The 20374-nt window shown below is 62.0% G+C and carries 16 protein-coding genes; 14 read left to right on the forward strand and 2 right to left on the reverse strand.

The genetic code is table 11. From position 1 onward, the window contains the following. The first annotated feature begins 218 nt into the window (after nt 1-218). The 12 genes from V5F23_RS16480 (at nt 219) to V5F23_RS16535 (ending at nt 16416) form a co-directional block, all read left to right on the forward strand. Complete coding sequence (locus V5F23_RS16480; RefSeq protein ID WP_123578898.1) at nt 219-827, forward strand: cysteine dioxygenase; 609 nt, start codon at nt 219-221, stop codon at nt 825-827. Next, nucleotides 824-2407, forward strand: coding sequence for a rhodanese homology domain-containing protein (locus V5F23_RS16485; protein ID WP_338495638.1), 1584 nt, complete (start codon nt 824-826; stop codon nt 2405-2407). Before V5F23_RS16480 ends, V5F23_RS16485 begins: the two co-directional genes overlap by 4 nt. A gap of 96 nt (nt 2408-2503) precedes the next feature. Further along, nucleotides 2504-3457, forward strand: a complete 954-nt coding sequence (locus V5F23_RS16490; RefSeq protein WP_212802705.1) for an ABC transporter substrate-binding protein — start codon at nt 2504-2506, stop codon at nt 3455-3457. Between the two features lie 13 nt (nt 3458-3470). Beyond that, the gene (locus V5F23_RS16495; protein ID WP_338495640.1) at nt 3471-4823 is read left to right on the forward strand and encodes an LLM class flavin-dependent oxidoreductase; all 1353 of its coding nucleotides are present in this window, start codon (nt 3471-3473) and stop codon (nt 4821-4823) included. Next, on the forward strand, nt 4820-5848 hold the full coding sequence (locus V5F23_RS16500; protein WP_152622895.1) for an ABC transporter substrate-binding protein: 1029 nt from the start codon (nt 4820-4822) through the stop codon (nt 5846-5848). The genes V5F23_RS16495 and V5F23_RS16500 overlap by 4 nt, the downstream gene beginning before the upstream one ends. 88 nt (nt 5849-5936) lie before the next feature. Then, entirely contained in the window at nt 5937-7124 is a 1188-nt protein-coding gene (locus V5F23_RS16505) for an acyl-CoA dehydrogenase family protein (RefSeq protein ID WP_053143790.1), read from the forward strand. Next, nucleotides 7121-8080, forward strand: a complete 960-nt coding sequence (locus V5F23_RS16510) for a D-isomer specific 2-hydroxyacid dehydrogenase family protein (protein WP_123578894.1) — start codon at nt 7121-7123, stop codon at nt 8078-8080. Before V5F23_RS16505 ends, V5F23_RS16510 begins: the two co-directional genes overlap by 4 nt. Nucleotides 8081-8491: 411 nt before the next feature. Next, entirely contained in the window at nt 8492-10624 is a 2133-nt protein-coding gene (locus V5F23_RS16515; protein ID WP_338495644.1) for a TonB-dependent receptor, read from the forward strand. A gap of 81 nt (nt 10625-10705) precedes the next feature. Beyond that, on the forward strand, nt 10706-12280 hold the full coding sequence (locus tag V5F23_RS16520; protein ID WP_338495646.1) for an FAD-dependent oxidoreductase: 1575 nt from the start codon (nt 10706-10708) through the stop codon (nt 12278-12280). 25 nt (nt 12281-12305) lie between these two features. Then, a complete protein-coding gene (locus V5F23_RS16525; RefSeq protein WP_042728421.1) occupies nt 12306-12803 on the forward strand; it encodes a RidA family protein in 498 nt (165 codons plus the stop codon). A 35-nt stretch (nt 12804-12838) separates the two neighbouring features. After that, complete coding sequence (locus V5F23_RS16530) at nt 12839-15328, forward strand: TonB-dependent receptor (RefSeq protein WP_212802708.1); 2490 nt, start codon at nt 12839-12841, stop codon at nt 15326-15328. A gap of 110 nt (nt 15329-15438) precedes the next feature. Next, nucleotides 15439-16416, forward strand: a complete 978-nt coding sequence (locus V5F23_RS16535) for an aliphatic sulfonate ABC transporter substrate-binding protein (RefSeq protein WP_338495648.1) — start codon at nt 15439-15441, stop codon at nt 16414-16416. A gap of 89 nt (nt 16417-16505) precedes the next feature. Here V5F23_RS16535 and V5F23_RS16540 read toward each other — a convergent pair whose 3' ends face one another. Continuing rightward, nucleotides 16506-17186 (reverse strand): TetR/AcrR family transcriptional regulator, encoded by a 681-nt coding sequence (locus V5F23_RS16540; protein ID WP_123578889.1) that lies wholly within the window; start codon nt 17184-17186, stop codon nt 16506-16508. Between the two features lie 146 nt (nt 17187-17332). Between V5F23_RS16540 and V5F23_RS16545 the strand changes: the two genes are divergently transcribed. After that, complete coding sequence (locus V5F23_RS16545; protein ID WP_123578888.1) at nt 17333-18214, forward strand: 2,4-diacetylphloroglucinol hydrolase; 882 nt, start codon at nt 17333-17335, stop codon at nt 18212-18214. A gap of 36 nt (nt 18215-18250) precedes the next feature. Here V5F23_RS16545 and V5F23_RS16550 read toward each other — a convergent pair whose 3' ends face one another. Further along, complete coding sequence (locus V5F23_RS16550) at nt 18251-18859, reverse strand: TetR/AcrR family transcriptional regulator (RefSeq protein ID WP_042728416.1); 609 nt, start codon at nt 18857-18859, stop codon at nt 18251-18253. A gap of 434 nt (nt 18860-19293) precedes the next feature. Between V5F23_RS16550 and V5F23_RS16555 the strand changes: the two genes are divergently transcribed. Beyond that, nucleotides 19294-20358, forward strand: coding sequence for a hydroxymethylglutaryl-CoA synthase (locus V5F23_RS16555; RefSeq protein ID WP_338495650.1), 1065 nt, complete (start codon nt 19294-19296; stop codon nt 20356-20358). Nucleotides 20359-20374: the final 16 nt, after the last annotated feature.

Here is a 20374-nt window from a genome sequence, read left to right on the forward strand (position 1 = left end):
GTCGATAAAATGTTTGAAAAGCATAACCCATGGCGAAAAAGCATAGTGCCATTGCCCGTGACTGGATAGCCCAACGCAATGATCGATAACATCTAACTCTATTCACAAGGGTTCTAAATTCCTTTCAGCTATAACCTAATCATAAAAAAATAGCATATTAAGAAAAATCATTATGCTTAAATCATGGCAGATCCTTTTATAACGACGATGGAATCGCCATGACCCAGGCCCGACACCCGGAAAGACTCAGAGCATTCGTAGGCGCCTTGGCCGAGCTGATCGACGGCAACCCTCGCGAAGGCGACCTGCTGCATCGCGGCGGCAAGTTGCTCGCTCAATTGGTCAGCCATGACGACTGGCTGCCCGACACCTTTGCCCAACCAGACCCCGAGCGCTACCAGCAATACCTGCTGCATGCCGATTCCCGGCAGCGGTTCAGCGTGGTCAGTTTTGTCTGGGGGCCGGGACAACGCACGCCGATTCATGATCACCGGGTCTGGGGCCTGATCGGCCTGCTGCGCGGCGCCGAAGACTCTCAAGGCTTCGCTCGCCACCCTGATGGCAGCCTGGTGCCCGAGGGCTCGCCGATACGGCTTGTGCCGGGCCAGGTCGAGGCCGTCTCGCCCAAGGTCGGCGACATCCACCAGGTCAGCAATGCCTTCGCTGACCAGGTCTCCATCAGCATTCACGTCTATGGCGCCAACATCGGTGCCGTACGCCGCGCGGTGTACCAGCCCGACGGTAGCGAAAAGCTGTTCATCTCCGGGTATTCCAACACCCTGCTCCCCAACATCTGGGACCTGTCCAAAGAGAGCCAAGCCTTATGAGCACTGTACGTACCCGCTCCTACTCGGAGATCCGCCAGGCGTTGCTGAACCGCGAAGAGCTGGCCATCGTCGACGTGCGTGAAGAGGCGCCGTTCGCCCAGGGCCATCCACTGTTTGCCGCCAACATCGCGTTGTCCAGGCTGGAGCTGGAGGTGTTTGCGCGCATCCCGAGGCGCGACACCCCGGTGACGGTCTATGACTGTGGCGAAGGCCTGGCGGGCCTGGCGGCGCAGCGCCTGCAAGCGCTGGGCTACGTCGATGTCGCGGTGCTCGAAGGTGGCCTGGACGGTTGGCGCGACGCGGGTGGCGAGTTGTTCATCGACGTCAACGTGCCGAGCAAGGCCTTTGGCGAGCTGGTGGAAAGCCAGCGCCATACCCCCTCGATCGCCGCGCCAGAGCTCCAGGCACTGCTCGACAGCGAGGCCGACGTCGTGGTGCTCGACGCCCGCCGTTTCGACGAATACCAGACCATGAGCATTCCTGGCGGCATCAGCGTACCTGGGGCGGAACTGGTGTTGCGGGCGCGGGCACTGGCGCCGGACCCGGCGACCCGCATCGTGGTCAATTGCGCCGGCCGTACTCGCAGCATCATCGGCACCCAGTCGTTGATCAACGCCGGCCTCGCCAACCCGGTGTCGGCCTTGCGCAACGGTACGATTGGCTGGACCCTGGCCGGCCAGGTGCTGGAGCACGGCCAGTCACGCCGGTTCGCCCCTACCCAGGAAAAACATCGCGACATCGCCGCCCGCGATGCCCGCCGCGTTGCCGATCAGGCACGGGTCGGTCGCGCCACCCTCGCGGACCTGCACCGCTGGCAAGCGGACGCGACACGCAGCACCTACCTGTTCGATGTACGCACCCCGGAAGAATTCGAAGCCGGCCACCTGCCCGGGGCCCGGTCCACGCCCGGCGGGCAACTGGTCCAGGAGACCGATCATTTCGCCAGCGTACGCGGTGCTCGCCTGATCCTGGTCGACGATGACGGTGTGCGGGCCAACATGTCGGCGTCCTGGCTCGCGCAATTGGGGTGGGAGGTGCACGTGCTGGATGATCTGCACCCCGGCCACTTCAGCGAACAGGGCCCCTGGAAAGCCCCTGTGCCTGTCCCGCCGCAAGCCGAAGAGATCAGCCCTGACACCCTCGAACAGTGGCTGGCCGAAGGTGACACCGTGGTACTGGACTTCACCAGCAGCGCCAACTACATCAAGCGGCATATCCCGGGGGCATGGTGGGTGCTGCGCAGTCAACTGAGCGAAGCCCTGGCCCAGGTGCCGTCGGCCCAGCGCTATGTCCTGACCTGCGGCAGCGGCCAGTTGGCCCGATGGGCAATCCCGGACGTCGAACGCCTGACCGGCCAGGCCGTGTTCCTGCTGCGTGACGGCACGGCCGGCTGGATCGCCGCCCAGCGGCCGCTGGCGCATGGCGAGACCCGGTTGGTGTCTGCGCCCATCGATCGCTATCGCCGCCCCTACGAAGGCACCGATAACCCGCATGAGGCCATGCAAGCCTATCTCGATTGGGAGTTCGGCCTCGTGGACCAGCTGGCCCGCGACGGCACCCACGGTTTCTATGTGATCTGAACCCAAAAGGGGGCGAGTGATCGCCCTGACCCGGACCAGCCGACCCCTTCTCCAGGCGGAGGCGCTGAATGCAACGCTTAGCCTGGAGTTCCACCCATGCGCCTGTCCCTACCCTTACTGTTAATTGCCCTCGTGTTCGGCACTGCTCACGCAGACGACCTGCAACCACTGCGGGTGGCCAATCAGAAATCCACCCTCAAAGCCCTGCTGGAAGTGTCCGGTGAACTCAAGGACGTGCCCTACGCCATCCAGTTTTCCGAATTCCCCGCCGCCGCACCACTGGGCGAGGCCTTGAACGCCGGCGCCGTGGACATCGGCGCCCTGGGCGATGCCCCCTACGTGTTTGCCTTGGGCGCGGGGGCCTCACTGAAGGTCGTCAGCATCATTCATGCGCAAGGGCGCAATACCACGGCCATTCTCGTCCCCAAGAACACCCCCATCCGGGAGGTTTCGGACCTCAAGGGCAAACGCATCGTCACCACCCGTGGCTCGATCGGGCACTACCTGGCCATCAAGGCCCTGCGCAACGTCGGCCTCAGCACCCGAGATGTGGAATTCGTCTTCCTGTTGCCCAGCGAATCCAGGCTGGTGCTGGATAACGGCACCGCGGACGCCTGGTCTACCTGGGACCCCTTCACCACCGTGGTCACGGCCCAAAGCCAGGCCAGGGTCCTGGTCAGCGGCAGCCACCTGCTGAGTAATCACCTCTACCTGGCCGCCACCCAACAAGCCATCGCCGACAAGCGCCCGCAACTGGATGACTTTGTCGCCCGGATCGACCGGGCCTTCCGCTGGAGCAACGAACACCCTGCCGAATATGCCGCCGCCCAGGCCAGGATCACCGGCCTGCCATTGGCGGTGCACCTGGAGGTGGCCAAGGCGACCCAGATGCAGCCGGTATTGATCGACGACGCGGTGGTCAGCGGCTTGCAGACGACCGCCGACATCTACCGGGAAGAAGGGTTGCTGACCCGCCGCATCGACGTTTCCCAAGGCTTCGACAAGCGCTTCAACACCCAGCGTGCCCCACTGACCCAGGTTTCGCGTTAAAAGGAGCAGAACCATGAGCAAGCAACGCCAACTCAAATTCGGTGCAATAGTCCACGGCGTCGGCCATGGCTGGGGCGAATGGCGCCATCCGCAGGCGCAACCCGATGCCAGCACCAGCTTCGGTTTCTACAAGCAGCAGACGCAACTGGCCGAAGGCGCCAAGTTCGATTTCGTGTTCATCGCCGACAGCCTGCACATCCATGAAAAATCCAGCCCGCACTACCTCAACCGCTTCGAGCCGCTGACTATCCTCTCGGCCCTGGCGGCCGTGACGTCGAACATCGGCCTGGTGGCCACCGTGACGGTCAGCTACACCGAGCCCTACCAGGTGGCGCGCCAATTCGCCTCACTGGACCACATCAGTGCCGGGCGTGCCGGTTGGAACGTGGTGACGTCGTGGCTCAGCGGCACCGCCAACAACTTCGGCAAGGCCGAGCACCCGCCCCACGCGGTGCGCTACCGGATCGCCAAAGAGCACGTGGCAGTGGTCCAGGGCCTGTGGGACTCCTGGGAGGACGATGCCTTTGTCTACGACAAGCAACGGGGCGAGTTCTTTGCCCCCGGCAAGCTGCACGCGCTGGAGCACAAAGGTGAATTTTTTTCGGTCAAGGGCCCACTCAATATTGCCCGCTCCCGCCAAGGCCAGCCGGTGATCTTCCAGGCCGGTACGTCCGAGGACGGGCGTAACTTCGCCGCCGAGAACGCCGACGCGATTTTCGTCAGCGCCGAAAGCTTTGAAGAAGCCCAGGCCTATTACCGGGACCTGAAGCGTCGCGCCAGCGGATTCGGTCGCGACCCCGAGCAGCTGTCGATCCTGCCTGGCATTCGTCCGATCGTGGGGCGCGATGAGGCGCAGGTGCAAGAGCGCTATCGACAAGCGGTGGCGCTGGTGAGTATCGAGGACGCCATCGTCGCGCTCGGCCGGCCCTTCAACGACCATGATTTCAGCCAGTACCCACTGGACGCTCCGTTCCCTGAGCTGGGCGACCTGGGCGCCAACAGCCAGAAAGGCGGCTCCGAGCGGATCAAGCAACTGGCCCGGGACGAAGGCCTGACGCTGCGCCAGGTCGCCCTGCGCTTTTCCCAGCCACGCCGGGACTTCGTCGGCACCCCCGAACAGGTCGCCGACGCCATTGAACACTGGTTCGACAACGGCGCAGCCGACGGCTTCATCATCAACGCCCTGCTGCCGGACGGCCTGCAGACGTTCACCGAATGGGTCGTGCCGGTCCTGCAGCAACGCGGGGTGTTCCGCCGCGAATACAGCGGCCACACCCTGCGCGATAACCTGGGCCTGGCGGTGCCGGCGAACCGGTACACCCATGACGTCCTTGAGCCGGCAACGGGCAGTGAGGCCGTCGCATGAGCAAACCTCCGGTCATGAAACAACACTTCGCGCCAGGGCAGCTCGATCGACGCGGCTTCCTGATGGCCGGCGCCGTCACCCTTGGCGCCCTGGGCCTGTCGACACTGGGTTTCGCCCCGCGCGCGTTCGCCCAGGGCAAGTCCCTGTCCGAGCTGACCCTCGGGGTGGCCACCTACCGTGGCCAGGACTCCTATTTCTTCGAGGATGCCGGCACCGCCGACACGCCCTACAAGGTCGAATACGCCGAGTTCGCCGGCGGCAACCTGATCGTCGAGGCGCTGGCGTCCGGCAGCCTGGACGTGGGTGGGATGAGTGAAATCCCACCGATCTTTTCCATCCAGAGCCATCGCCAGCCGCGCCTGATCGCGGTGCTGCAAGGTGACGTGAACAACCAGGTGTTCCTGGTTCCCAAGGAATCGTCGGTCGAGTCCATCGGGCAATTGCGCGGCAAGCGGGTCGGCTACGTGCGCTCTACCACCTCCCATTACTTTCTGATCAAGGCCCTGAAGGAACAGGGCCTGACCATGAACGACATCACCGCCGTAGCGCTCACGCCCCAGGACGGTTTCAGCGCATTCCAGAGCGGCCAACTCGATGCGTGGGTGATCTACGGCGTGTTCATCCAGTTGGCCAAGTTCCGCAGCGGTGCCCGGGTCCTCAAGACCGCCCTGGGCTACTTGTCCGGCAACTACCTGATTGCCGCGCGCCCCAAGGCGCTGGAAGACCCGCTGCGCCGGCAGGCGATCCAGGATTACATCCAGCGTGAGGCGCGCACCCTGGAATGGATCAACGACAACCCCGAGCCCTGGGCAACCAAGTCGGCGCGATTGCTGGGTGTCGACAAGGCGGTGTTTCTCGACATGCACAACCAACGCAGCCAGCCGTCGAAGATCATCGCCGTGAGTGAACAAGCCATTGCCTCGCAGCAGGAAGTCGCCGACCTGTTCTTCGACGCCGGCGTGCTCAGCGAAAGGCTCGACGTCAGCCCCCTGTGGGAACGCAATTTCCCCTTGCTCGCGCTGTGAGCCTGTTGCAGCGGCCTGCTCCTGCGCGGCAGCGGGTCGCCAGAACCGGGCATCCGGCTTCCATCTTTTTCGATCGAGTGAACTGACCATGAGCCTTTCTTCCTTACGCCCACCCCAGTTGCAAGCAGTCGTGGCCGCCGACTTCGACGCCGTGCTCGAAAGCATCGGTGCACAATTGGCGGCCACGGCCCACCGCCTTGACGAGAGCGGTGCCTTCCCCCGGGACAATTTCAAGTTGCTGCACGAGCATGGCCTGCTGGCCCTGACGGTGCCCAAGGCGCTGGGCGGTAGCGGCGCGAGCCTGGTGCAGGCCCGCAAAGTCATCAGCGCGGTCGCCAAGGGCGAACCTTCCACGGCGTTGATCCTGGTGATGCAGTACCTGCAGCATTCACGCCTGCAAGACAATCGAAGCTGGCCCGAGGCGTTGCGCCTGCGAGTGGCCCGCGACGCCGTGAACGACGGCGCGCTGATCAATGCCTTGCGGGTCGAACCCGACCTGGGTACGCCGGCCCGTGGCGGGCTGCCCGCGACGATCGCCCGGCGCACCTCCGAAGGTTGGCGGATCAGCGGGCGCAAGATCTACTCCACCGGCAGCCATGGTCTGACCTGGTTCAGCGTCTGGGCACGCAGCACCGATGAAGACCCGCTGGTGGGTGCCTGGCTGGTGCACAAGGACACGCCAGGGATCAGCATCATCGAGGATTGGGACCACCTGGGCATGCGCGCCACCTGCAGCCACGAAGTGCTGTTCGACAACGTCCTGGTGCCCCTGGATCACGCCGTCAGCGTCAGCCCCTGGAGCGCGCCACAGCCCGAACTCGACAGCGATGGTTTCCTGTGGATGTCGGTCTTGCTCTCGGCGGTTTACGACGGTGTCGCCCAAGCCGCGCGCGACTGGCTGGTGGGATGGCTGGAGCAACGCAAGCCGTCCAACCTCGGCGCCGCGCTGTCGACCCTGCCGCGCTTCCAGGAAACCGTCGGCCAGATCGACACCCTACTGTTCGCCAACCGCAGCCTGCTGGATGCCGCCGCCGAAGGACGCACGCCGGCCCAGCACGCCGCACAATTGAAATACCTGGTGACCAGCAACGCCATTGCCGCGGTCGAACTGGCCATCGAAGCGTCCGGCAACCCCGGTCTGTCGCGGCATAACCCGCTGCAACGGCACTACCGCGACGTGCTGTGCAGCCGCATCCACACCCCGCAAAACGATGCCGTTCTGCAAGGCGTCGGCAAAGCGGTGTTCGCCCAACGCCAGAAAAAGGACACCCCATGAGCCCGCTCGTGATCGCCAGCCAACTGGACACGGAGTTCAACGACGTGATCCGCCAGCGCCTCGCACAGACGCACCCCGGGGCCAGGGTCCTGGACGTACCGGCCGGCGTGCCCAGCGACCTTCCCGCCGACGTCGGGGTACTGCTGGCCCGCCCGATCAACGTGCGCGGCTATCAGGCACCGGACACACCACCACCGGGCTGGCCCTACGGCTTGAACTGGGTGCACGTGGTGTCCTCGGGCATCGACTTCTATCCCCAGTGGTTGTTCGACGGCCCGCCCGTGAGCACCTCCCGGGGCAGCGCCGCCGAGAACATCGCCGAATTTGCCCTGGCCGCGATCTTCGCCGCCGCCAAGCACTTGCCGGACATCTGGGTGCACGACTCGCACTGGAACTTCACCGCGCTGACACCGCTCAAGGGCAGCACCCTGGGGATTCTCGGCTTCGGTGCGATTGGCCGCAGCCTGGCGACCAAGGCCCGTGCGCTGGGCATCAACGTGCTGGCGCTGCGCCAGAGCACGGCACCGTTCGAAGTCAAGGGCGTCGAAGCCGCGGAAGGGATCCATGACTTGTTCGCCCGCGCCGATCACCTGGTACTGGCCGCGCCCCTGACCGACGCGACGCGGCATATCGTCAACCCCGCGGTGCTTGCCAGCGCCAAGCCGGGCCTGCACCTGATCAATGTCGCGCGTGGCGGCTTGCTAGACCACGCTGCCCTGCTTGAGGCCCTGGACAGCGGCGCCATCGGCCTGGCCTCGCTGGACGTCACCGAACCGGAACCCCTGCCGGACGGCCATCCTTTCTACACTCATCCACGGGTGCGACTGTCGCCGCACACTTCGGCGATTTCCAGCAACAGCCGCCACGAGATTGCCGACAGTTTCCTCGCCAACCTCGAACGCTTCCTGTCGGGGGCGACACTGCAGAACCTGGCGAACGTACAGCGCGGGTACTAGCTGCACCTTTCTCCGTCATCGCGGGCAAGCCATGCTCCCATAAGGGCCACATGACACATGTGGGAGCACGGCTGGCCCGCGATTGCGTTTCGAGGGAGCCATATAATCATCAGAATTACGCATTTAATTTATTAACTTAATGTCTATTTTTTATAATTAACTTATAACAAATCGGACTTTTACAGCGATCCATTATACAAATACTGTTACAACCATCACCGACCCCTGACCAGGTGGAGGCTCGCGGAACTGTACGTTTTTCCGGCCGACACCACCCCACGGTCAATGCCACACCCAACCTGAAATCGGCCAACGCTCTCCTCGCCCTGCCTCCCGGAGCCAGGCCCGTGGCGACGCTTTGCCCGGAATAAATGCCAACGCCCACGCTGCACCAGACACCAGGGGTCCACCATGCACGATACCTTCACCTCAAACCGCCTGACGCTGGCCGTTTCGCTGGCCTTGCTCGGGTTGTCGGCCCACGCCGAAGAAGACACCCGGGACGGTGCGCTGGCGGTGGTCACCATCACCGCCGAACACCGCAGCGAGGATTTGCAGAAAGCGCCCCTGGCGATCTCCGCGTTCGACGAAGCCGCCCTTGAAGACAAGCAGATCAAGAGCATTCGCGATCTTTCCGGACAAGTACCGAACCTGACCCTCAGCCGCCAGTCGATCTCTTACAGCGCGCAGACCTATGGGATTCGTGGCATCGGCGAAACCGACCCGATACAGGAAGCGGCCGTGGCGGTCTACGCCGACGACCTGTACATCCCCAGGGCGATTTCCTCGATGCTCGACTTCAACGATGTCGAACGCGTCGAGGTCTTGCGCGGCCCGCAAGGCACGCTTTATGGACGCAACAGCAGTGCCGGGGCGATCCGCGTGATTACCCGCGATCCGTCCCAGGAAACCCGCGGTTTCTTCGAACTCGGCGCCGGCAACTACAACGCGCAGAACGGCCGCCTGCTGATCAGCGGCCCGCTGGTGGACAACGCCCTGTTCGGCAGCTTCTCGGCCATTCGCCTGACCCGCGACGGCACCGTTTCCAACCCCACCCGCGGCGAAGACGTGAACAACGTCGACATCCAGGCCTACCGAGGCAAGCTTCGCTTCAACCCCATCGATTCGCCGTGGGACGTGCAACTGACGCTGGCCGGTACGTTCGACCGCGGCGATACCACCAGCTACACCCCCTTCGACGCCGACGGCCGCTTCGACAAGTTCAAGAGCTACAGCGGCCTCAACCCGAAGAACCGCCTCGACCAGGGCAGTTCGGTATTGCGGGCGATCTACAGCATCAACGATCACTTGAATTTCAAGTCGGTCACCGCCTACTCCGCCTTCAACCAACCGGTGGACTATGACAACTCCGGCCAGGCGGCCCTGATCCAGCACAGCCTGATCACCTACAAACAGGACTACGCCACCCAGGAGTTCCAGCTCAACGGCGATTACGACGACTTCACCTTCAGCACGGGCCTGTACCTGTACCGGGAAAAATTCGACGCCGAGCGCGACAGCCTGACTTATTCCATCGCGCGTAACCGGGTGATCGGCCAGGGCCAATACAGCACCACCAACACCGAAAGTTATGCGCTGTATGGCCAGGGCAGCTACAAAATCACGCCGCAACTGTCTCTGATCGCCGGGCTGCGGTTCACCCGCGAACACAAGAACTTCGACTACACCAACTACGTCGTCACCCCGGACCGGCAGATCACCGGCACCAACTTCAGCGCCGACTCGAGTAAATCCTGGCAATCCACCAGCCCGAAACTCGGCTTCGAGTACGCTTGGACACCCCATCTCAATCAGTACGCCTACGTCGCCAAAGGCTTCAAGGCCGGTGGCTACGACAACCGCGCGCCGACCCAGGCCGCCGCTGAACAGGCGTTCTCACCGGAAGACGTGACCACTTGGGAAACCGGCCTCAAGGGCGACTTCTTCGACCGGCGCCTGCGCGCCAACCTCGCGCTGTTCTACAACGACTACAAAGACCTGCAAACCAACGCCTACGACCCGGCTCTGGGCGTCAGCCTGCGGACCAACGTCGGTCAGGCCCACACCTACGGCGTCGAACTGGAAACCCTGAGCGCGCTGACGCCCGACCTGCAACTGACATTCAACCTCGGCTACCTGCAAAGCCAGTACGACGACTTCGAGAACGCCAGCGGCGCCGGGATCGATGCCAACGGCCAGCAGTTGGTGTACTCACCGCGCTGGAACACCAGCGTCGGCTTCAACTACACCATTCCCGCCGGCCTGCCCGGCACCTGGCTGGCCGGCACCGATGCCCAGTTCCAGACCAAGTCCTATGCCAACGCGCTGAACGACGACGTGCAGGAAATTCCCCAGCAGACCTTCTGGAATGCCAATACCCGCTACATCTCGGGCGACGGCCATTGGACCACCACGCTGTCGGTGAAAAACCTGCTCGACCGGGCCTACCCCCAAGCGGTCGGCTATGTGCCCGCAAGCGGCGCCCGGTACTACTCCATCAACGATCCGCGAACCCTCTTGCTGTCTGTGCGCTACGACCTCTGACCCCGATGCGAATCCCCCAGGCGTGGCCGCGAACAGCGACGACGCCCAACTCATCACGTCAACATTCCAAGGAGCGACATCATGGCTTTCACCCGCAGGCAAATGATTTCCCGCATTGCCGCCATCAGTGGCTATAGCGCCGCAGTTGGCGCCCTCGACGCACTGGGCCTTAAACCTCAGGCCGTCGCGGCGGGCTTTGGCCCGTTGCAATTGGGCAGCAGCGGCAAAGGCAAGCAGGTAGTGGTGGTTGGCGCCGGCATCTCCGGCCTGGTCAGCGCCTATGAGTTGCGCAAGGCCGGCTTCGCCGTGACGATCCTCGAAGCCCGCGAGCGAGTGGGCGGACGCAACTGGACCCTGCGTCGCGGCAGTCGGGTCGAGTTCGACGACGGTATCAGCCAGACCGTGGACTTCGATGACGGGCAGTTCTTCAACGCAGGCCCGGCGCGCATCCCCAGCCATCACCAGACGATCCTCGGCTACTGCCGCGAACTGGGCGTGGAATTGCAAGTGCTGGTCAACAGCAGCCGCAACGCACTGGCCTTGCCGGACGCCCGCCAGCCGGCCTTCCAGCTGCGCCAAGCCGTCAACGATACGCGGGGACAACTGTCCGAGCTGTTGGCGCGCACCGTCAGTCGCAAGGCCCTGGACCAGGACCTGAGCACCGAAGACCGCCAGGCGCTGCTGAATTTTCTCAAGGTCTATGGCGACCTCAATGCCGATTTCAAATACACAGGATCGGTGCGCTCGGGCTACACCCGCATCCCCGGCGCCGGCGATCAAACCGGCGTCACCCGCACACCCCTCGCGTTGCAGACGCTGCTCAACCCCAAGCTCTGGGGCGCACTGGTGTTCGATGAGATTCCCGAATTTTCTTCCACCATGTTCCAACCGGTCGGTGGCATGGACCGGATTCCCCAGGCGTTCCATGAGCGACTCAAGGACGTGGTGCGTTTTCATGCCGAAGTCAGCGACATCCAGACGTCGGAGCAAGGCAGTCGCATCACCTACCGCGACCGGCAGACGGGCAAGTCCCAGACCCTGAATGCCGACTACGCCATCGTCACCGTGCCCCTGCCGCTGCTGGCCAAGCTGCCGAGCAATTTCACCACGCCCTTCAAGCAAGCGATCCTCAGCGCGCAAAGCGACCAGGCGAACAAGGTCGCGTGGCAGTCGCCGCGCTTCTGGGAAACCGACTTCAACATCTTTGGCGGGCTTTCTTACCTGGATCATGAAGTCAAAGGCCTGTGGTACCCCAGCGATCGCCTGAACAGCGCCCAAGGCATCCTGGTGGCCGCCTACAACACCAGTGAAGCGGCACAGTCCTTCAGCAGCAAATCCCTCGCCGAGCAGTTCGCCTCCTCAAGGCAGGCCGTCGAACTGCTGCACCCCGGCCACAGCGCCAAGTTGCAAAAACCGGTCGCCATCAACTGGTCGAAGGTGCCCTTCAGCAAAGGCCCGTGGATCGTCAACGACGAAGTGGGCGAGCAGGCCTACCGGATCCTCAACGAACCCCAGGGCCGCACCTACCTGGCCAGCGATGCCCTCGCCCACGGCGGCGTCGGCATCTGGCAGAACACCGCCGCCGACTCGGCGCGCCGCATCGTGTCGCTGATCGGCCGCCACGCCGAGCGCCTGCAAGCCGGCCTTGCCGCTTGATGATTTTTCGATAAAGGACCTTGCGATGAAAACCACCCCGTTACTTACAGGACTTCTCATGACCGCCACCGCCTTCGCCAGCCAGGCCGACGACATCAAGCGCATCGCCCTGCCCAACTCCAACTTCCCGATTTCCCTGGCGGTGTCGGTGCCGGCACAAACCGACCTGCTGTTTGTCAGCGGCCTGCTCGCCGACCTGCACGATCCGAGCGCGCCCAAGAATTCCTTCGCCGCCTATGGCGACACAGCGACCCAGACCACATCGATCCTCAACAAACTCAAGGGCGTGCTGCAAGCCCAGGGCCTGGACCTGGCGGACGTGGTGCAACTGCGGGTGTTCCTGGTGGGCGATCCGGCCAAGGGCGGCCAACTGGATTTCGCCGGATTGCAGCAAGGCTATACGCCGTTCTTCGGCAGCGCCGAACAACCGAACAAGCCGGCACGCACCGCCGTGCAAGTCGTCGCGCTGCCGTTGCCCGGCGGCCTGGTGGAAATCGAAGCCGTCGCCGCTCGCAAGAAGTGACACGGACCTCAGCCGACAATCAGGAGCTCACCCTCATGCCCAACCGCCAAAGACACCTCGCCGCGCCCGCTTATCGCCCGTTGCTGCTGCCGCTGTCATTTGCCTGTGGCCTTGCCTCTTTCAGCCTCGAGGCCGCCGAAAGCAGCGCGTCCACCCTCGATACCGTGGTGGTCACCGGCAACAGGGGCACCGTCGAACGCACCGTGACCAGCAGCCCGACGCCCATCGATGTGGTAACCGGCGCGCAACTGCAAGCGGTGGGCAAGTCGAGCCTGCTGGAGGCGCTGAGCAAGTTCATTCCCTCCTTCAACCTGCCCGACCGCGCCGGCTGGGATGCCAGCGGCGTGGTCCGCTCGGCCACCCTGCGCGGCCTGACGGCGTCCCACGTGTTGGTGCTGGTCAACGGCAAGCGCCGGCACACCAGCGCGACACTGAACATCAACGGTATCAACAGCGGTGCCGCGCCCAGCGACCTGGACCTGATCCCGGTGGCGTCCATCGACCATATCGAAGTGCTTCGCGACGGCGCGGCGGCGCAGTACGGCTCGGATGCCATTTCCGGGGTGATCAATATCATCCTCAAGCAGACCACCGGCGGCAGTTCCGACACCACCCTTGGCCAGGGCTACGACGGCAAGCGCGGGACCGCACAGCAAGCGCTCAACTATGGGTTCCAGGTGGGCGAAGCCGGCGTGCTCAACGTCTCATTCGACACACGCTACCAGGAGCGCGACAACAAGGCCGGCAGCAACGGCTACAGCAACCATTACTACCCGCAAGCCGACGACTCGCCCGACCCACGCGAGGCCGGCGCAAGCCACCACACCTACAAAGGCTACGGATTGCCCCGCAGCCAACTGGCCGATGTCGGCTACAACCTCGACCTGCCGCTGAACGACGACGTGACGCTCTATTCGTTCTCCACCCTGGCCACCCGGGAAAACAACGACGGACAAAACTTTCGCCTGCCCAACGGGCGCAACACCATTACCACCGGGCCCAATGGCTACCCCGGTGGCTACAGCCCCTATTGGCTGGTGAACGAAACCGACTTCCAGTCCGCGTTCGGTGCCAAGGGTGAAAGAGCCGCCGGCTGGGCATGGGACCTGAGCAGCACCTACGGACGCAACTACGCCAAGCAACGCACCTACAACAACCAGAACCCTTCGCTGGGGGAAAACACGCCGAACAAATTCACGTCGGGCATCTACATTGCCGACCAGTTGACCAGCAACCTGGACCTGAAGAACAGTTATGAAATCGGCCTGGCGAAACCGCTGGATGTGGCCTTCGGCTTCGAACACCGACGCGAAAGCTACGAGACACGCGCCGGCTCCGAAGCCTCCTACATCGACGGCGGCTACGTGTTCCCGGCCGGCCATCCACGCGCCGGGGAGCGGCCCGATCCGGGTGCCCAGGTCACCAACGGCATCACGCCCGAGGACGCGCAAAAAGTCAGCCGCAACAGCGTCGCCAGCTACATCGACCTGGGTTTTTATCCCACCGAACAGTGGTACCTGGGGCTTGCCGCACGCTACGAGCACTACAACGAAGGCATCGGCGCGACCCGCAGCGGCAAGCTGAGCACCCGCTACGAGTTCAACCCGGTGTTCTCAGTCCGCGGCACCATCAGTAACGGCTTTCGCGCCCCTTCGCTGGCCAACCAGATCTTCACCGCCCGCTCCACCGGCTTCGACACCATCAATGGCGTCTACCAGCCCTACAACTATGTGATCCTGCCTGTGGATTCGGCGGGTGCCCAGGCGCTGGGAGCCGAGGCGTTGAAACCCGAACGCTCGACCAATTTCAGCCTCGGTTTCGCCCTGACACCCAGCGAAGACCTGAGCCTGACGGTGGACGGCTACGTGATCAACCTGCGCGATCGCCTGGTCCTGAGCGAACGCTTCCAGGGCCCGGGAATCGCCGCCCTGCTCGACGGCATTGGCGTGCCGGCGACCGCGGGCGCGCAGTACTTCACCAACGGTGCCAACACCCGCACGTCCGGGGTCGATGTGGTCGGCAACTACCGACAGAACCTGGAGCGTTATGGCTCGGTGCGCTGGACCGCGGCGCTGAACTACAACCACACGAAGATCCTCAGCGTCGCCGAAACACCTTCGCAACTGACCGCCCTGGGCAGCAATTTCGAATTGATGGGGCGCCAGTCGCGGGCCCTCATCACCAAGACCTCCCCCAGCAGCAAGATGATTTTCTCCGCCGACTGGGCAATCAACGACTTCGATGTCAACTTGCGCCTGACCCGCTACGGCACGTACACCGAGGTCAACAGCTCAAGCGACCCGAGCCTGGACCGCCGCTATAGCGCCAAATGGATCACTGATCTGGACGTGGCTTATGCAATCAACAAGCAACTGACCGTCGCCCTCGGGGCACAGAACCTGTTCGACAAATACCCCGATCATATTGGCGTCAGTAACGCTTCGTTCGGCGACAACTGGGGCAGCTACTCCCCTTTCGGCTTCACCGGCGGCTATTACTACACCCGCCTCCAGTACGCTTTTTGAGGCCCGGCATCGCTGCTTAAGCTAATGCCCAAAAAGTATTTATAAATTAGTTTTTAGAACCATAGGATTCTCCAGCGCTTCTCCTTTTTTCCTTGAATATCGAGCACGCCATGTCAAAACCCCTCAGCAAATGCGCCGTGATACGGCGCCGCACCTCCCTGGCCAGCCTGGTCGTTGCGCTGGCCGTGTCCACTCTCGCGCTACCGGCCCAGGCTCAGGAAACCCTGCGCATCGGCTACCAGAAATCGTCGACCCTGATCACGCTGCTGAAAACCCAGGGCACGCTGGACAAAGCCCTCGCCGAAGCGAATATCGAAGTCAGCTGGCATGAGTTCCCCAGCGGCCTGCCCTTGTTGGAAGCTTTGAATGTCGGCAATGTCGACATCAGCGCTGACGTGGCCGATACCGTGCCTGTATTCGCCCAGGCGGCGCAGGCCAAGCTGACCTATTTTGCGCAGGAAGCCCCTTCGCCTTCGGCCCAGGCCATCGTTGTCGCCAAGGATTCGCCCTTGCAGCAACTGGCGGACCTGAAGGGCAAGAAAGTCGCCGTCACCAAGGCCGCTGGAGCCCACTACCTGTTGATCGCGGCTCTGGACAAGGCAGGCCTGAAATTCTCGGACATCCAACCGGCCTACCTGTCCCCCGCCGACGGTCGGGCAGCCTTCGAGAATCGAAAAGTCGATGCCTGGGTCACCTGGGAACCGTTCCTCAGTGGCGTGCAACGACAGTTGCCCACCCGAACCCTGACCGACGGCAGTGGGCTGGCCAGCTACAAGCGCTACTACCTGACCAGCACCCGCTATGCCCAGGCGCACCCGCAAGTGCTCAAGGTGGTCTACGGGCAATTGCAGGAGGCCGGCAACTGGATCAAGAATCACCCGCGCGACGCAGCGCAGGTCCTGAGCCCGTTGTGGGGCAATCTCGATGTGGAAACGGTCGAAGCGGCCAATGCTCATCGCAGCTATCAGGTTCAACCGGTGAAAGCCGACCAACTGGATGAGCAGCAGAAAATCGCCGATGCTTTTTTTGCCGCAGGGCTGTTGCCCCGATCGGTGGATGCTCGTGATGTGGGGATCTGGGCAGAGTAAGGCTGCGAGCCGATCCCGCATGCCGTAAACCGGTCCTGAAGTCGCGCCCTCAGGGCCTCATCGCCTTGAGGCGCAAGGTTATTTTCCCTTCATTCATTCGGTGCCTCGTGTGCCGTGGCCGCCACGGCCTGAAGCCCCCCGAGCGCATAGCTCACCATGTGCTCGATCAGCCCCTGCGGCTCGATGCTCAACCCTTGCAGCACATGCCGGGTCAAGGGCTGGTGTGCAATCAGCAAGAACAGGCACGGCGCGAAGACGCTGATCGCGCTGCGCAGCGTGGTGGGATGATCGGCCGGCAGGTTCATGATTTGCCCCAGCAGGCTGCGCAGTATGTGCGCCTTGGGAAAGGACTGCTCCCTGAGGACCGCCTCGAACTCGGGGGAAGGCGAAAGCAGTTCGCGCGTCAGCACTTTCAAGGCCCAACCATCCGGATGATTGTGGATGCGCTCGACGAGCAGGGTGATGAGTGCGCGCAACTTGTCCTGTGGCGAACCCGGTTGCTCGCTGAGCGAAACCAGCGTTTGCATCTGCAGGAATCGAGCATGGGCTTCGAGCAATACGGCCCGGTACAAGCCTTCCTTGTTGACGAAGTGATAATTCACGGCCGCGCTGTTGGCCTGCGAATGCTCGCAAATCTGTTTACTGGTGGTGTTGGCCAGGCCCTGTTCGGCGAACAACTCGCCGGCTTTCTCCAGAATCTGCAGCCGCGTTGCCCGCCCGTCGAGTCGCGAAGCGCGGGCGACGGAAGGCTTGCCAGAAGCATTGTCCATGAGCTCATCTCTCGATAGTTCTAATTCAAATTTGACTTTTTATTTTGGCGTACCTATTTTGGTCCTGTCACTGCCCCTTTACAACCCTGCGTGAAGGCCTGCCTGGATGTGCGCAGGCTTTCTCGCCTCATCAAGGAATCACCGTCATGGAAGCGCGCGTAATGACACCTTTCACCTACTTCTCATTGCCCATGCAGAAGCAGTTCCTGGTCAATCAGAAAGCCGTTCAGGGTAAGCCCTACGCCGACTTTTTCCGTTCGCAGATCAACGTACCGCTCAGTGCCGTCGAGAAAATCCAACAAGGCCCGATGCCTTTGTCCGACACGCTGACGCCCAGCATCGAAGACCTCAATCGCATGCTGGCGGCGGACTTTGTCAGCGAGGAGGCTGGATACGCCCTGTTGCCCGGCCCGATGGCCTACGTGCAAAGCCGCAAATTCTTCCCCGGTTGCACGGCGCAGATGCTCAAGTGGTGGTTCATGTGGCACCCGCTCGAAGCCGAGCGCTACACCTTGTGGTTTCCCTATGCGCATGTTGAAAATCCCTGCGTGCATCATGAGCGGCTGGTCGACGACAGCTTGAGCTTCGAAGACAGCCTGTATGGAAACACCTTCTGCGCCTGCGAATATGTCGGCGATCGCCTCATGCACCTGCATATTCATTTCAGAGATCCCTGTGAACTGGGTTTCTGCCCGGACATGTACCGTGAATCGAAAATCGATGGCAGCGTCAGCGCTCTGATGAGCCTGGCGGACCAGCCGCAAGTGCCTGTCTCGCTGATGGTCCACCTGTTCAAGGAATGCCCCGAAGGCCTGTACCTGACCAGCCGTTACTGGGTCGGCAGCCACCCAGCCATGCAACGTTTTCCAGGCGCCGAGCAGGCCGCGCAGTTGCTGAAAAAAAACGGCTTTGGCGAAGCCGAGCTGGAAACGCTGGCTTATGAATTTGCTGTGCATGATTTGTGTGAGTTCAACCACCTGGCCAGCATCCTGCCAAGCCTTCATGCACAGTTCAGTGGCGCCGCGTAACCCACTTCCCTCCCTTGACCAGGCTTCGGCGGCGCCTTAAACCGCCGCCGAAGTGGTCCGCAACACACCGTTCATCAGTAAAGTCGTGAACTCGTTGATATCCCCCTCTACTTCCAACTGCTCGGTCAACAACCTGTACCAGCAGAACCCGAAGATCATGTCCAACAGCAACTCACGGGACGTGTCCTTGGGCAGCTCCCCTTGTTGAATGGCGTTTTCCACCAGCTTGCGAGGCAATTCCCTACGCCGTTCCATGAATTCATCTTTAAGTTTGGGCAGCGTCGTGGGGTCGAGCTGGGCTTCAGCGATGACACATCGAAAGGCTTCCCCGCAAATCGTTTCCCGCCAGACCTTCCAGAGATTGAGCAACAGAAAATTAAGGTTTTCCTTGAAGGAACCTTTATCCGGCTCCTTGCGAATCTGCTCGCTTTCGCTCTCGTAGACCTCGGCTATCAACGCCGCCTTGTTGCCCCACCATCGATAGATTGTCGGCTTGCTCGCTCCGGCGCGCCGAGCCACAGCCTCGATGCTCAACCCTGAATAACCGCACTCCTTGAGGGTTTCTATGGCAGAGATGATGATCGCTTTGTGCGTGTGTGGGCTCCTCAATGAGCCAATGGAGCTCCGAGACGGTTTACGGGCCATAATTCAAAATCTCCAATATGGCGCTTGACAAAAGAAAAGCAGGGTATAGGATTCTCTCGAAAAGCAATGAAACGGATCGTTTCGTTTTGTATGATTATTTGATCTCGACTTCTGCTTAACCGCGCACCTCGGTAGCGGTATGCACCGCATTGTGGAAAGAAAAGGAGAGAATAGTCATAAATTTTTAATGCGACCTTAACGATACGGTACGTTTCGTATCATACATAATAAAAAGGAGATAATAAACCCATCGCTCATCAGTGGAACGCCTGTTTTTTCCACTGAAGCCCTCGGTTTACGGGCATAGGACTGCCAATGACACTTTGCGGGCACCATTAGATAGTTTCTAAATATTTCATGCATCCGTCACGGCCACGCCGCTGGCAGGTGGAGAAAGGAATCTGGAGGAAGTACACGTGAATAGAGTAGGAATTGTGAGCTATGGCGCAGGCATTCCGGTGTGCCGTCTCAAAGTGGAGGATGTGATCCACGTATGGAAGAACACTGACCTGAGCCTGGTCACAAACCAGCTCGGTGTCATTGAAAGAGCCGTCCTTCAACCCGACGAAGATGTCATCACCCTCGGCGTACTCGCCGCTCAACGTGCGCTGGACAAAGCGCCCCCCTCCCCTCTGGAGGCCCTTTACCTCGGCACATGCACCAACCCGTATGACTCTCGCGCATCCGCGTCGGTCATCCTGGAAATGCTCGGCTGCGGCTACGACGCCTTCTGCGCAGACGTACAGTTCGCCGGCAAGTCGGGCACCAGTGCCCTTCAAATCGCCTACGCCCTGGTCGCTTCGGGCATGAGCGGCAACGCCTTGGCCATTGGCGCCGACACGATCAACCGCAACACCGCCCCCGGCGACCTGACAGAGTCCTATGCCGGAGCAGGAGCGGCCGCCTTGCTGCTGGGTACTGAAAACGTGATCGCGCAATTCGACGCCAGCTTTTCCTGCGCGGCGGATATCGCGGACAACATTCGTCCCCAGGGTGATCGTTACATCCGTTCCGGGATGGGATTGGGCTCCGACAAAAACAGCATCGGCCTGGAAGAGCAGACCCACCGCGCCGCATCGGGCCTGATGACCAAGATGAAGCGGCAGGCCGGCGATTTCGACTACGTCGTCTTCCAGCAGAACCTGGTGTCGACGCCCTTCTCCCTCGGCAAGGGCCTGGGCTTCACGACAGCGCAGATCGAGCCGGGCATCTATGCCCAGAGTGTTGGCGATACCGGCGCGGCGAGCCCTTTGCTGGGCCTGGTGAACATACTGGATCGAGCGCGACCCGGTGAGAAGATCCTCATGGTGTCCTACGGATTTGGCGCGGGTAGCGATGCGATTGCCTTGACGGTGACGCCTGCCATCGAAGCCTACCAAAAGACCAACGTCCCGCTGCGCACGCTGCTGGAGGATAAGTATTACGTGGATTACGGGACGTCGATCAAGTACGAATTCAAGTACTTGCGACCTGACTATGCCCTGACTGCCTACCTCTGATTTCTATCTATCCAGC

The sequence above is a fragment of the Pseudomonas sp. WP18 genome (assembly GCF_036689585.1).
Lineage (GTDB): Bacteria > Pseudomonadota > Gammaproteobacteria > Pseudomonadales > Pseudomonadaceae > Aquipseudomonas > Aquipseudomonas chlororaphis_E.

Excerpts from the sequence above, each read along its gene's own strand:
- V5F23_RS16480 (WP_123578898.1), top strand. The coding sequence starts at position 219 with ATGACCCAGGCCCGACACCCGGAAAGACTCAGAGCATTCGTAGGCGCC.
- V5F23_RS16485 (WP_338495638.1), top strand. The coding sequence starts at position 824 with ATGAGCACTGTACGTACCCGCTCCTACTCGGAGATCCGCCAGGCGTTG.
- V5F23_RS16490 (WP_212802705.1), top strand. The coding sequence starts at position 2,504 with ATGCGCCTGTCCCTACCCTTACTGTTAATTGCCCTCGTGTTCGGCACT.
- V5F23_RS16495 (WP_338495640.1), top strand. The coding sequence starts at position 3,471 with ATGAGCAAGCAACGCCAACTCAAATTCGGTGCAATAGTCCACGGCGTC.
- V5F23_RS16500 (WP_152622895.1), top strand. The coding sequence starts at position 4,820 with ATGAGCAAACCTCCGGTCATGAAACAACACTTCGCGCCAGGGCAGCTC.
- V5F23_RS16505 (WP_053143790.1), top strand. The coding sequence starts at position 5,937 with ATGAGCCTTTCTTCCTTACGCCCACCCCAGTTGCAAGCAGTCGTGGCC.
- V5F23_RS16510 (WP_123578894.1), top strand. The coding sequence starts at position 7,121 with ATGAGCCCGCTCGTGATCGCCAGCCAACTGGACACGGAGTTCAACGAC.
- V5F23_RS16515 (WP_338495644.1), top strand. The coding sequence starts at position 8,492 with ATGCACGATACCTTCACCTCAAACCGCCTGACGCTGGCCGTTTCGCTG.
- V5F23_RS16520 (WP_338495646.1), top strand. The coding sequence starts at position 10,706 with ATGGCTTTCACCCGCAGGCAAATGATTTCCCGCATTGCCGCCATCAGT.
- V5F23_RS16525 (WP_042728421.1), top strand. The coding sequence starts at position 12,306 with ATGAAAACCACCCCGTTACTTACAGGACTTCTCATGACCGCCACCGCC.
- V5F23_RS16530 (WP_212802708.1), top strand. The coding sequence starts at position 12,839 with ATGCCCAACCGCCAAAGACACCTCGCCGCGCCCGCTTATCGCCCGTTG.
- V5F23_RS16535 (WP_338495648.1), top strand. The coding sequence starts at position 15,439 with ATGTCAAAACCCCTCAGCAAATGCGCCGTGATACGGCGCCGCACCTCC.
- V5F23_RS16540 (WP_123578889.1), bottom strand. The coding sequence starts at position 17,186 with ATGGACAATGCTTCTGGCAAGCCTTCCGTCGCCCGCGCTTCGCGACTC.
- V5F23_RS16545 (WP_123578888.1), top strand. The coding sequence starts at position 17,333 with ATGGAAGCGCGCGTAATGACACCTTTCACCTACTTCTCATTGCCCATG.
- V5F23_RS16550 (WP_042728416.1), bottom strand. The coding sequence starts at position 18,859 with ATGGCCCGTAAACCGTCTCGGAGCTCCATTGGCTCATTGAGGAGCCCA.